Raw genomic sequence first — 11,612 nt, forward strand, 5'->3', positions numbered from 1 at the left:
CATGGTGCTGCCGGAGAGATTCGAACTCTCGGCCTCTCCCTTACCAAGGGAGTGCTCTACCCCTGAGCTACGGCAGCCCGGCGCGGCGCCGGCGTGGCGGCCCGTCGCGGGGCGCGTCGTAGACGCTTCGCTTGCGGCGCGCAAGCGCAATCTGGACGCCGCGGTGCGGCTGGGTTAGGGAGCCCCATGACCGGCGGATCGAAGGACAGGCGGCCGCGTCCTCCGGCAGAGGACGCGCGCGAGGCGCGGCTGAGCGCGGCGCTCAAGGCGAACCTCGCGCGGCGCAAGGCACAGGCCCGCGCGCGCCGGGCCTCGGACACCGACGAGACCGCGCGACGCGCCGCGCCTCCGGAGAACGAAGACCAGTGAGCATGGAGTCGATCGTCGTGACGGGCAACGGCCCGCTGTCGGGCCAGGTGCCCATCGCCGGCGCCAAGAACGCCTGCCTGGCGCTCATGCCCGCGGCGCTGCTGACCGAGGAGCCGCTGACGCTGACCAATGCGCCGCGCCTGTCGGACATCCGCACGATGAGCGCGCTGCTCGGCTCGCTCGGGTGCGAGGTCGCGCCGCTGCAGGAGGGCCGGGTCCTCGCCCTGTCGGGGCACGGGCTGACAGGCCACGTCGCGCATTACGACATCGTGCGGAAGATGCGCGCCTCCATCCTCGTGCTGGGGCCGCTTCTGGCGCGCGACGGTCAGGCCGTCGTGTCGCTCCCCGGCGGTTGCGCGATCGGCGCGCGGCCGGTCGATCTGCACCTCTCCGCGCTCGAGGCGCTCGGCGCCGAGATGGAGCTCGCCGAGGGTTACGTCCACGCCCGCGCGCCTGCCGGCGGGCTCCGCGGCGGGCGCATCGCCTTTCCCTTCGTCTCGGTCGGCGCGACGGAGAACGCGCTGATGGCCGCGACGCTCGCCCGGGGCACGAGCGTGATCGAGAACGCCGCCTGCGAGCCCGAGATCGTGGACCTCGCGCGCTGCCTGCGCGCGATGGGCGCGCGGATCGCCGGGGAGGGCACCGAGCGGATCGAGGTCGAGGGGGTGGAGCGGCTCGGCGGCGCGACGCACCGCGTCGTTGCCGACCGCATCGAGCTCGGCACCTACATGCTCGCGCCCGCGATCTGCGGCGGCGAGGTGGAGTGCCTCGGCGGCGGGCTCGACCTGCTGCCCGGCTTTGCCGAGACGCTCGAGGCCGCGGGCATCACCCTGCGCGAAACCGAGGGCGGTGTCGCCGCGTCACGCGGCGAGGGCCGCCTCCGCGCCGTGAACGTGGCGACCGCCCCCTACCCCGGCTTTCCCACGGACCTGCAGGCGCAGATGATGGCGCTGCTCTGCCTCGCCGACGGGGTCAGCGTGCTGGAGGAGCGCATCTTCGAGAACCGTTTCATGCATGCGCCCGAACTCATGCGCATGGGCGCGCGGATCGAGGTGCAGGGCGGCACGGCGACGGTCACGGGCGTCGAGCGCCTCAAGGGCGCGCCGGTCATGGCGACCGACCTGCGCGCGAGCGTCTCGCTCATCCTCGCCGCCCTCGCCGCGGAGGGAGAGACGCGCGTCAATCGCGTCTACCACCTCGACCGCGGCTACGAGGAGGTGGAGGCGAAGCTCTCCGCCATCGGCGCGAAGATCGAACGGGTCAGGACATGAGCGATGACGCGCGCTACGCCGACGGCCGCGAAAGGCCCCTCGACCTCGGCGCGCTGGACACCGAGGACCTGAAGGTGATCTCCGCGCTGGTCCAGGACGCGGTCTTCCCGGCGACGGAGATGCGCTGGGAGCGCCGGCGCCGCCGTTTCGCGCTTCTCGTCAATCGCTTCCGCTGGGAAGATCGCCCGGCGGCCGAGGCGCGGGCGCGGCCCTACGAGCGCACGCGCGCACTGCTGATCGTCGAGAACGTGGAGCGGGTGTCGAGCCTCGGCATCGACCGCGACGATCCGGACACGGTGCTCTCGCTTCTGGCGCTCGACTACGACGGCCCGCCCGAGGGGCCGGGCACGCTGACCTTCGTCCTCGCCGGCGACGGCGCGATCCGCCTCGCGGTCGAGGCGCTGGAGGTGCGGCTTCGCGACGTCACCCGCCCCTACGCCGCGCCCTCGGGCAAGGCCCCGGACCACGGGGCCTGAGGCATGCCGGCGCACCCCGCCGACGGCGGGGCATGGCGCCGCGTGCGGGCTTGAGACCGGGGCGCGCGCTGGCTATGTCGCGGCAAGCCAAGGGAGATGCCGGTGCCCCAGTTCCTCGACACGACCCAAGCCGATTTCGACGCCGGCTTCGCGGCGCTTCTCGGCGCCAAGCGCGAGGAGAGCGCCGATGTCGACGCCGCCGTGCGCGCAATTCTCGAGGATGTGCGCGCGCGCGGCGACGCGGCGCTGATCGAGCTCACGGCCCGGTTCGACCGGGTGGAGCTGACGCCCGACCGCCTCGCCTTCACGCCCGCGGAGGTGGACGCGCTCTGCGCCGAGGTCTCGGCGGAGGACCGCGACGCGCTCGAGCTCGCCGCCGAGCGCATCCGCGCCTATCACGCGCGCCAGATGCCCGAGGACGTCGCCTTCACCGACCCGGAAGGCGCCACGCTCGGCTGGCGCTGGCGACCCGTGGGGGCGGCGGGGCTCTACGTGCCCGGGGGGCTCGCCTCCTATCCCTCGTCTCTCCTGATGAACGCGGTGCCGGCGCGCACCGCCGGCGTGCCGCGCCTCGCCGTGGCGGTGCCCACGCCGGACGGCCGCGCCAATCCGCTCGTGATGATGGCGGCGCGCATCGCGGGCGTGGACGAGATCTACCGCGTGGGCGGCGCACAGGCGATCGCGGCCTTCGCCTACGGCACCGAGACGATCCCGCCGGTGGACAAGATCACCGGGCCGGGCAACGCCTATGTCGCCGAGGCCAAGCGGCAGGTCTTCGGCCATGTCGGCATCGACATGATCGCGGGGCCGTCGGAGATCCTCGTGATCGCGGATGGCGACAACGATCCCGACTGGATCGCGCTCGACCTGCTCAGCCAGGCCGAGCACGACGCGAGCGCGCAGGCGGTGCTGATCACCCCCGACGGCGCCTTCGCCCGGGCGGTCGCCGCCGCGGTGGAGGCTCGGCTCGAGACGCTGGCGCGGCGCGACGTCGCGGGGGCGAGCTGGCGCGATTACGGCGCGGTGATCACGGTGCGCGACCTCGACGAGGCGGCGGCGCTCGCCGACCGGATCGCGCCCGAGCACCTTGAACTCTGCGTCGCCGATCCCGAGGCGCTCGCGGAGCGGATCGACAACGCGGGCGCGATCTTCCTCGGGCAATGGACGCCGGAGGCGATCGGCGACTACGTGGGCGGGCCGAACCACGTGCTGCCGACGGCGCGCTCGGCGCGCTTCTCCTCGGGGCTTTCGGTGCTGGACTTCCTGAAGCGCACGACGACCGCGCGCATGACGCCGGAGGCGATGCGTGCCATCGGCCCGGCGGCGGAGCGGCTGGCGCAGGCCGAGGGGCTGGGCGCGCACGGGGCGTCGGTGGCCGCCCGGCTCGACAGGCTGAACGGGTGAGCCGGAAAGAGACGATTGTGCGGGGCGGCCGCGCGGGCTAGTGACGGGCGCAGCACCTTCATCAACCGGATGCGCGCCCATGTCCCGCATCAGCCACATCGAGCTCGACGACTCGAGCCTGCCGCCGCCGACGCCCGAGATCGAGCAGGAGCGGCGCGTCGCGATGTTCGACCTGCTCGAAGAGAACCGCTTCGCCCTGCCCCGCCGCGATGACCGCACGGTGCCGCCCGGCCCCTATCGGGTGCATCTGTCGATCCGCGAAAAGCGGCTGGTCTTCGACGTGGCGACCGAAGGCGGTCAGACGGCGGCGGAGTTCCACCTCTCGCTCAGCCCCTTCCGGCAGGTGGTGAAGGATTATTTCCAGATCTGCGAGAGCTACTTCGACGCGGTCAAGAAGCTGCCGCCGAGCCAGATCGAGACGATCGACATGGCCCGCCGGGGCATCCACAACGAGGGCTCGCGCATCCTGATGGAGCGGCTGGAGGGCAAGGCGGACGTGGACGAGGACACCGCGCGGCGCCTCTTCACGCTGATCTGCGTGCTGCACTTCGGGGGGTGAACCGGTGGTGCGGGACCTGCCCCAGTCGGTCCTCTTCTGCTGCGACCACAACGCCGTCCGCTCACCGATGGCCGAGGGAATCACCAAGAAACTCTACGGTTTCGAGACCTACGTGCAGTCGGCCGGCGTGCTCTCGGAGCGGGAGATCGACGGCTTCGCCATCGCGGTCTGCGCCGAGATCGGGGTGGAGCTGTCGCGGCACCGCGTGCGCAGCTTCGACGAGATGCGGCAATGGGGCGACGACCTTTCGTCCTTCGATCTGGTGGTCGCGCTCTCGCCGGCGGCGCGGCACAAGGCGGTGGATCTGACGCGGTTCTGTCATCTGGAGGTGCTCTACTGGCCGATCGCCGACCCGACCGGCATCGGCGAGGCGCGGTCCGAGAAACTCGCCGCCTACCGCAGGAGCCGCGACCAGATCGCCGACAAGCTGCTGGAAACCTTCGGTCCCCCGCGCGCGGAGGCGGGCGCGTGAACGCGCTCGGGGTCGAGACGCTGACCGGCGCGGCGCTGGAGGCCGCGCTCGACGACGTGGCGCGGCTCAGGATCGAGGTTTTCCGTTCGTTTCCATATCTCTACGATGGGGACTTCGACTACGAGCGCCGCTATCTCGAGCCCTACCGCGAGAGTGACCGCGCGATCCTCGTCGGCGCCTTCGACGGGGCGCGGCTCGTCGGCGCGGCGACGGGCACGCCGCTTTCCGATCACGCCGCGGATTTCGCGGCCGCCTTCGCCGGAACGGGGCTCGACCTTTCGACGATCTTCTACTGCGCCGAATCGGTGCTCCTGCCCGGGTACCGCGGGCGCGGCATCGGGCACCGCTTCTTCGACCTGCGCGAGGCGCATGCAGGCCGGCTCGGCTTCGCGCGGGTCTGCTTCTGCGCGGTGGTGCGGCCGGAGGACCACCCGCTGCGGCCTGTGGATTACCGCCCGCTCGATCCTTTCTGGCACGGGCGGGGATACGCGCAGCTGCCCGGCGTCGTCGCGCGGTTCGCATGGAAGGACATCGACGCGCAGGTGGAGACCGGGAAACCGCTGCAATTCTGGATGCGCGACCTCTGAGCCCGGGCAAGCCCGTTGCAACGGGCTTGCAAGGCGCTTTCGCAAGCGCCTTGCCCGGCGCCAAGATCAGGAGACCGAAGGATGAAGATCGCCGCCGCCGCCTACCCCATGGACTTTCTCGACGGCTGGGCCGCCTACGAGGACAAGATCACGCGCTGGGTGGCCGAGGCCGCCGTCGCGGGGGCCGAGTTGCTCGTCTTTCCCGAATACGGCGCGATGGAGCTCGCCACGCTCGCCGGCCCGGAGGCGGCGGGCGATCTGGAGCGCTCGGCGCGCGCCGTCTCGGAACGCATGCCCGAGGCGACGGCGCTGCAGGCCCGGCTCGCGCAAGAGCACGGCGTGCACATCCTCGCCGCCTCCGGGCCGGTCTTCGACCCGGCGATCGGGGCGCGACCGGTCAACCGCGCGCATTTCCTCGCGCCTTCGGGGGCCGTGGGCCATCAGGACAAGGCGATCATGACCCGCTTCGAGCGTGAGGACTGGGCGATCGCGCCCGGCGGGCCGCTCCGCCTCTTCGACACGGCGCTCGGGCGGATCGGCGTGCTGATCTGCTACGACGCGGAGTATCCGCTCCTCGCCCGTGCCCTCGTCGAGGCCGGCGCGGAGATCCTCCTCGTGCCTTCCTGCACCGAGAAGCGCCCCGGCTACTGGCGCGTGCGCATCGGCGCGATGGCCCGCGCGCTCGAGGGGCAGTGCGTCACGGTCATGGCCTCCACCGTGGGCGACGCGCCCTGGTCCGAGGCGGTGGACACCAATACCGGGGCCGGCGGCGTCTTCGGCCCGCCCGACACCGGCTTTCCCGCGACCGGCGTGCTCGCCGCGGGCGACCTCGACCGCCAAGGCTGGACCCACGCGGAGATCGACGCCGCGGCCATCGCGCATGTCCGCGCCGACGGCGTGGTGCTCAACATGACCCACTGGGCCGAGCAGCCCGCGCGCACCGGCACCGTGGAGCGAGTCGCGCTCGGCTGATTCGCGGCTTGAAAACGGGCGCGTTTGCCCTCATTTACTCGAACGTCCGCGGACGGAGCGGACGGCGACGACAGGAGAGACCATGGCCAAGGAAGACACGCTCGAATTTCCCGGTGTCGTGAAGGAGCTCCTGCCGAACGCGACATTCAGGGTCGAGCTCGAGAACGGCCATGAAATCATCGCGCATACGGCAGGAAAGATGCGCAAGAACCGCATCCGCGTCCTTGCGGGCGACCGGGTTCAGGTCGAGATGACCCCCTACGATCTGACCAAGGGTCGGATCAACTACCGCTTCAAGTAAGCCTTGCGGCTGATCCTCGGCTCGGCGAGCCCGCGCCGGCAGGAGCTCCTCGCGCGACTCGGCATTGTGCCCGATGACGTGCGCCCGGCCGACATCGACGAGACGCCCGCGAAGGGCGAGCTTCCCCGCCCCTACACCGCGCGCATGGCCCGCGAAAAGGCCGCGGCCCTCGACGCGGCCCTCGACTCGGGGCCGGACGACCTGATCCTCACCGCCGACACCACGGTGGCCGCAGGGCGGCGCATCCTCGGAAAACCCGCCGACGCCGCGGAGGCGCGGGCCTTCCTCGAGCTGCTCTCGGGCCGGCGCCATCGCGTCGTCACCGCCGTGGCGCTCCGGCGCGGCGACCGCGTCTGGGAGCGCCAGGTGGAAAGCGCCGTGAAGATGAAGCGCCTCGCGGAGGTGGAAATCCGCGGCTATCTCGCCAGTGGCGAATGGCAGGGCAAGGCCGGCGGCTACGCCATCCAGGGACTGGCCGAGGCTTTCATCCCCTGGATGCAGGGGAGCTACTCCGGCGTCATGGGCCTGCCGCTCGCCGAGACGGCGGGCCTCCTGCAGGGCGCGGGCTGGCCACTCTGGGAAGCGGGCGCGTGAAGGGACGGACCGTGGCCCTCGGCGAGTGGCGCGGCCGCGAGGCGGCGGCGCTCATGGTGGACGGTCGGCTCGACGACCTGATCGTGGGGTCGGACGCGCCGCCGCCCGGCACCATCTACCGTGCCGCGCCCGAACGGCCGATGAAGGGCCAGGGCGGGCTCTTCCTGCGCACGCCCGAGGGTCGCGTCTTCCTCCGCCAGACGAAGGGCGTGAGCCCGCGCGCGCCCCTCCTCGTGCAGGTGACCGGCTACGCCGAGCCCGGCAAGGCGCCGCCGGTGACCACGCGCCTCTCGCTCAAGGGCCGCCACGTGGTGCTCACCCCCGGTGCGCCCGGCGTGAACCCCAGCCGCGCGATCCGCGACCCGGACCGCCGCGCGGCGCTCGCCGCTCTGGCCGAGGGGGTGGCGCCCGAGGGCGTCGGCGTGATCCTGCGCTCGGCCTGCGCAGAGGCCGACGACGACGCCATCGCCGAGGAGCTGCGCGCCCTCGCCGACGCGCTGGCGCAGATCCTCGCCGACGCGGGGACCGAGCCCGCGGTCCTGCTGGAGGGGGACGGGCCGCAGGCGCTCGCCTGGCGCGACTGGACGGCGCCTGCGAGCGTGGAGCGCGGGCCCGACGCCCTCGAGCTCAGCGGCGCCCTCGACGCGCTGGAGGCGCTGGCCGATCCGTCCGAGACGCTGCCGGGCGGCGCGCGCATGACGGTGGAGGCGACGCGCGCGCTCGTCGCCGTGGACGTGGACACCGGCACCGACACCTCGCCGGCCGCCGCGCTCAAGGCGAACCTCGCGATGGCGACGGCGGTGCCGCGCGCGCTCCGCCTGCGGGGCCTCGGCGGGCAGGTGGTGATCGACCCGGCGCCGAGCCCCAAGCGCGACCGCAAGGCGATCGAGACCGCGCTCAAGGCCGCGCTGCGCGACGACCCCGTGCAGACGGCGCTCCTCGGCTGGACCGCGCTCGGGCTGGTCGAGCTGCAACGCCAGCGCGCCCGCCCGCCGTTGCCCGTCTGACCCGCACGCGCGGCCGCGACAACCGTGCATGCCCGCGAAAGGAGGCGAAATGCCCTGCCCCCTCTGCCGGAAAGCGACCGATCCGGCCTACCGCCCCTTCTGCTCGCGCCGCTGCGCCGACCTCGACCTCGCCCGCTGGTTCTCGGGCGGCTACGCCGTGCCCGGCCCGCCGCTCGACGCCGAAGAGCTGCCCGGAGAGGACGAGGGCGACCCGCGCGCGTGAGCCCCGCGCGGCATCCTGTCCCTGCGTGACCTCGCGGGCAGGTCATCCCGCAGCAGGAGGGCCAGCGCGCTGCGTCCCGTGCCGGTCCTCGTCGTTCGACCCCGGACGGCGCCTGCGCCGGCGTGACGCTCATCGTGCCGGCCCCCCGAGGCATGCGGCGACCGGGGCGGCAGCGTCCGATCTCGTCGTCCGGGCGAAGCCGGCGATGGTCGCCTCCGGAGAAGGCCGCCGCTTCCTGCTCGTGCAACCGTGCGGACATCTGCTAAGCCGACGTCATAACCAGGCACGAAAGGGAGGCGAGGATGGCCTACGACGAAACGCTTGAGCTGCTGATCGGCGGCGAATTCCGGGCCGGCTCCGAAGGGGTGACCGAGCCGGTGATCGACCCGGCGACGGACGAGGTGCTTGCCGAGGTCCCGCACGCCTCGACGGCCGATCTCGACGCCGCGCTCGAGGCGAGCCGGCGCGGCTTCGAGGTCTGGCGCGCGACGCCCGCGCTCGAGCGGCAGAAGGTCATGGAGCGCGCCGCGCGCCTTCTGGAAGAGCGGAGCGAGCGCATCGCCCGCAACCTGACGCTCGAGATGGGCAAGCCGGTGGGTGAATCGCGGCTCGAGCTGGGCTTCGCCATCGACGTGCTGCGCTGGTACGGCGAGGAGGGCAAGCGCGCCTACGGCCGCACGGTGCCCGCGCGCGTGCCCGGCATGCGCCAGGAGGTGATCAAGGAGCCCGTGGGGCCCGCGCTCGCCTTCGTGGCGTGGAACTTCCCGGCGGTGAACGTGATGCGCAAGGTGGCGGGCGCGCTCGGCGCGGGTTGCTCGCTCATCATCAAGCCGAGCGAGGAGACCCCGGCAACCGCTGTCGCCATCGCCCGCGCGCTGCAGGAGGCGGGGCTGCCCGAGGGCGTGCTGAACGTCGTCTTCGGTGTGCCGGCGGAGGTCTCGTCGCACCTGATCGCATCGCCGATCCCGAAGAAGGTTTCCTTCACCGGCAGCGTCGAGGTCGGCAAGCATCTGCAGCGCCTCGCCGCCGACACGCTGAAGCGCTGCACGATGGAGCTCGGCGGGCATGCGCCGGTGATGGTCTTCGCCGACACCGACGTCGAGAAGGTGGCGAAGATGACCGCGGCCGGCAAGTTCCGCAACGGCGGGCAGGTCTGCGTCTCGCCCACGCGCTTCCTCGTGGAAGATGCGGCCTACGACCGCTTCACGCAGGCCTTCGCGGAGGTGGCCCGGGGCGTGCAGGTGGGCCACGGCCTCGAGGACGGCACCGTCATGGGTCCGCTCATCGGACGTCGACGTCTCGACGTCATGGAGGGTTTCGTGGAGGACGCCACCGCCTCCGGCGCGACGCTCCTCGCCGGGGGCGAGCGGATCGGCAATCAGGGCGCGTTCTTCGCGCCCACCGTGCTCGGCGACGTGCCGCGCAGCGCGCGCGTGATGAACGAGGAACCCTTCGGCCCCATCGCGCCGGTGGCACGGATCGCGTCCCTCGACGACATGCTGGACGAGGCGAACCGTCTCTCCTTCGGCCTCGCCGCCTACGCCTTCACCTCGGACCGCAAGACCGCCCGCGCCCTGCGCGACGGCGTCGAATCGGGGATGCTGGCGCTCAACTCGCTTCTCGTCTCGACGCCCGAGACGCCGTTCGGCGGGATCCATGACAGCGGTTACGGCTCCGAGGGCGGCATCGAGGGGCTGGAAGCCTTCCAGCGCACCCGTTTCGTCACCGACACCGACCTCTGATCCTGTGCGTCGCCCCGTGCAGGCGCGGCGCATCCCGGCGGTGTCGCCCCCCGCGGGGCGGCGCTGTCGGGCCGGCCTTGCGGCGAAACGGCGGGGCATGGACGGGCGCGCGGCCTGGTCCGGGGGAACGACGCGTGCCCGGGCTTCGGGACACCCTGCCACGACCGTTGCGCGCGGCCGGCGGGATCGGCCGGCGCGGCGAGGGACGGCCCGTCACGCGGCCCGGACGCGCGCCAGCCCGCACAAGCGGCTGCGTTGCGCCGCGCTGCACGACGCCTCGAACATGGCCGCAGCCGCGCCGACAGCGATGATCCTCGTCGCGTGTCGGACGCGCGTCGGTCACGGCGTCGGGATACGCCAAGCAGGATGATCCGGCCACGGGCGGCGCCGTCCTGATGCACGCGATGCTTGCCCGCGCCGGCGGATGGATACCGGGCGCCGGATAGGGTAACGAACGCCCCGCATGTGATCCGACAGGGATGGCAGAACACAGGAGCGTGACATGAGCAGCTTGACCGAAGCTGAAGAAATTTCCGAAATCGCCTTTGGCTACATGGGATCGAAGGCCCTCTTCGCGGCGCTCGATTTCGGGGTCTTCACCTGCCTTTCGAGCGGGCCGCGCGACAGCGCCGCCATCGCCGAGGCGATCGGCCTGCCCGAGGAACGGGTGCTCACGCTCCTGACCGCGCTGACCGCGCTCGGCCTGACCGAGCGGCGGCAGGACGGTTTCGCGAACTCGCCCGCGGCCGAGGCCTTCCTCGTGCGCGGTGCGAAGCACGACTTCGGCGACTACCTGCGCCTGCAGGTGGGCCGGCAGATGTATCCCGTCATGGACCAGATCGGCGACGCGCTGGCCGGGCGTCTCTCGGACGACGCGATCGGCTCCTACGCCGCGTGGTTCGACGACCCGGAAGAGGCGCGCCTCTATTCCGAGAGCCAGCACGCGGGCTCGCTCGGGCCGGCGCGGGGCCTGTCCAAGCGGGTCGACCTGAGCGACGCGCGCAGCCTTCTGGACGTGGGCGGGGGAACGGGCGCCTTCGCGATCACGCTCTGCCGGGCGAACCCGGAACTGCGCGCGACGGTGGTGGACTTCCCGAACGTCGCGGCCCTCGGCAAGGCCTATGTCGCGGACGCCGGGCTCGCCGACCGGATCACCTACCGCGAGGGCGACGCGCTCGCGGCCGAGTGGCCGTCTGAGCAGGATGTCGTCCTGATGTCCTACCTGCTGTCGGGGCTGCCCGATCACACGCACGAAAACCTGCTGCGCCGCGCGTTCGACCACCTCGCACCCGGTGGGCGGCTTCTCGTTCACGACTTCATCGTCGACGAGGATCGCTCGGGACCGAAGAACACGGCGCTCTGGCAGCTTCAGCACACCGCCTTCACGCCGGAGGCGCGCTCGCTGTCCGACGGATGGCTCGCCGAGCGGCTGCGGGACGCCGGCTTCGAGCAGGCCGACGTGGTGCCGCTCATTCCGGGGATGACGAAGCTGGCGACCGGGCGCCGGCCGTCGTGATCCCCGGCGCCCCGGCCTGCGGGCCGGGGCGCATCCGGACCGCGGGGGGCTGCCTGTCCGGGCGCGCGGCCCCCGCAATGCGTGCCGCACGGCGGCGCGAGAGACCGGGCGCGCACGAC

General features: G+C 72.5%; 14 protein-coding genes and 1 tRNA gene. 14 read left to right on the top strand and 1 reads right to left on the bottom strand.

The annotated features are described in order from the left end of the window. Positions 1–2 precede the first annotated feature (2 nt). A tRNA-Thr gene (locus ACESL7_RS07225) sits at positions 3–77 on the bottom strand. Between the two features lie 109 nt (positions 78–186). On the opposite strand from ACESL7_RS07225, the gene ACESL7_RS07230 reads away from it, so the two are divergent. The 14 genes from ACESL7_RS07230 (at position 187) to ACESL7_RS07295 (ending at position 11,493) form a co-directional block, all read left to right on the top strand. Continuing rightward, complete coding sequence (locus tag ACESL7_RS07230) at positions 187–369, top strand: hypothetical protein (protein ID WP_372892642.1); 183 nt, start codon at positions 187–189, stop codon at positions 367–369. A 2-nt stretch (positions 370–371) separates the two neighbouring features. Next, the gene (gene murA, locus ACESL7_RS07235) at positions 372–1,640 is read left to right on the top strand and encodes a UDP-N-acetylglucosamine 1-carboxyvinyltransferase (protein WP_372892643.1); all 1,269 of its coding nucleotides are present in this window, start codon (positions 372–374) and stop codon (positions 1,638–1,640) included. Then, positions 1,637–2,116, top strand: coding sequence for a DUF2948 family protein (locus ACESL7_RS07240; protein ID WP_372892644.1), 480 nt, complete (start codon positions 1,637–1,639; stop codon positions 2,114–2,116). The genes murA and ACESL7_RS07240 overlap by 4 nt, the downstream gene beginning before the upstream one ends. A gap of 102 nt (positions 2,117–2,218) precedes the next feature. Then, positions 2,219–3,520 carry a histidinol dehydrogenase gene (gene hisD / locus ACESL7_RS07245; RefSeq protein WP_372892645.1) on the top strand — a complete coding sequence of 434 codons (1,302 nt, stop codon included), beginning with the start codon at positions 2,219–2,221 and terminating at the stop codon, positions 3,518–3,520. A gap of 79 nt (positions 3,521–3,599) precedes the next feature. Beyond that, positions 3,600–4,079: a UPF0262 family protein gene (locus ACESL7_RS07250; protein WP_372892646.1), complete on the top strand. Its 480-nt coding sequence runs from the start codon at positions 3,600–3,602 to the stop codon at positions 4,077–4,079. 4 nt (positions 4,080–4,083) lie between these two features. Then, entirely contained in the window at positions 4,084–4,551 is a 468-nt protein-coding gene (locus ACESL7_RS07255; RefSeq protein ID WP_372892647.1) for an arsenate-mycothiol transferase ArsC, read from the top strand. Next, the gene (locus ACESL7_RS07260; RefSeq protein ID WP_372892648.1) at positions 4,548–5,138 is read left to right on the top strand and encodes a GNAT family N-acetyltransferase; all 591 of its coding nucleotides are present in this window, start codon (positions 4,548–4,550) and stop codon (positions 5,136–5,138) included. The genes ACESL7_RS07255 and ACESL7_RS07260 overlap by 4 nt, the downstream gene beginning before the upstream one ends. A gap of 81 nt (positions 5,139–5,219) precedes the next feature. Further along, complete coding sequence (locus ACESL7_RS07265; protein WP_372892649.1) at positions 5,220–6,110, top strand: carbon-nitrogen hydrolase family protein; 891 nt, start codon at positions 5,220–5,222, stop codon at positions 6,108–6,110. Positions 6,111–6,192: 82 nt separating this feature from the next. Next, the gene (infA, locus tag ACESL7_RS07270) at positions 6,193–6,411 is read left to right on the top strand and encodes a translation initiation factor IF-1 (RefSeq protein ID WP_005620785.1); all 219 of its coding nucleotides are present in this window, start codon (positions 6,193–6,195) and stop codon (positions 6,409–6,411) included. Positions 6,412–6,414: 3 nt separating this feature from the next. Then, positions 6,415–7,005 (top strand): Maf family protein, encoded by a 591-nt coding sequence (locus tag ACESL7_RS07275; protein ID WP_372892650.1) that lies wholly within the window; start codon positions 6,415–6,417, stop codon positions 7,003–7,005. Then, positions 7,002–8,012 (top strand): ribonuclease E/G, encoded by a 1,011-nt coding sequence (locus tag ACESL7_RS07280; protein ID WP_372892651.1) that lies wholly within the window; start codon positions 7,002–7,004, stop codon positions 8,010–8,012. Before ACESL7_RS07275 ends, ACESL7_RS07280 begins: the two co-directional genes overlap by 4 nt. Positions 8,013–8,061: 49 nt before the next feature. After that, complete coding sequence (locus ACESL7_RS07285) at positions 8,062–8,235, top strand: DNA gyrase inhibitor YacG (RefSeq protein WP_372892652.1); 174 nt, start codon at positions 8,062–8,064, stop codon at positions 8,233–8,235. Between the two features lie 302 nt (positions 8,236–8,537). Beyond that, a complete protein-coding gene (locus ACESL7_RS07290; protein ID WP_372892653.1) occupies positions 8,538–9,977 on the top strand; it encodes an NAD-dependent succinate-semialdehyde dehydrogenase in 1,440 nt (479 codons plus the stop codon). 502 nt (positions 9,978–10,479) lie between these two features. After that, positions 10,480–11,493, top strand: coding sequence for a methyltransferase (locus tag ACESL7_RS07295; RefSeq protein ID WP_372892654.1), 1,014 nt, complete (start codon positions 10,480–10,482; stop codon positions 11,491–11,493). The last annotated feature ends 119 nt before the right edge of the window (positions 11,494–11,612 follow it).

The sequence above is a fragment of the Rhodosalinus sp. genome (assembly GCF_041685465.1).
In the GTDB taxonomy this organism is placed as follows: domain Bacteria; phylum Pseudomonadota; class Alphaproteobacteria; order Rhodobacterales; family Rhodobacteraceae; genus Rhodosalinus.

Excerpts from the sequence above, each read along its gene's own strand:
- infA (WP_005620785.1), top strand. The coding sequence starts at position 6,193 with ATGGCCAAGGAAGACACGCTCGAATTTCCCGGTGTCGTGAAGGAGCTC.
- ACESL7_RS07295 (WP_372892654.1), top strand. The coding sequence starts at position 10,480 with ATGAGCAGCTTGACCGAAGCTGAAGAAATTTCCGAAATCGCCTTTGGC.
- ACESL7_RS07240 (WP_372892644.1), top strand. The coding sequence starts at position 1,637 with ATGAGCGATGACGCGCGCTACGCCGACGGCCGCGAAAGGCCCCTCGAC.
- ACESL7_RS07265 (WP_372892649.1), top strand. The coding sequence starts at position 5,220 with ATGAAGATCGCCGCCGCCGCCTACCCCATGGACTTTCTCGACGGCTGG.
- ACESL7_RS07250 (WP_372892646.1), top strand. The coding sequence starts at position 3,600 with ATGTCCCGCATCAGCCACATCGAGCTCGACGACTCGAGCCTGCCGCCG.
- ACESL7_RS07230 (WP_372892642.1), top strand. The coding sequence starts at position 187 with ATGACCGGCGGATCGAAGGACAGGCGGCCGCGTCCTCCGGCAGAGGAC.
- ACESL7_RS07290 (WP_372892653.1), top strand. The coding sequence starts at position 8,538 with ATGGCCTACGACGAAACGCTTGAGCTGCTGATCGGCGGCGAATTCCGG.
- murA (WP_372892643.1), top strand. The coding sequence starts at position 372 with ATGGAGTCGATCGTCGTGACGGGCAACGGCCCGCTGTCGGGCCAGGTG.
- ACESL7_RS07285 (WP_372892652.1), top strand. The coding sequence starts at position 8,062 with ATGCCCTGCCCCCTCTGCCGGAAAGCGACCGATCCGGCCTACCGCCCC.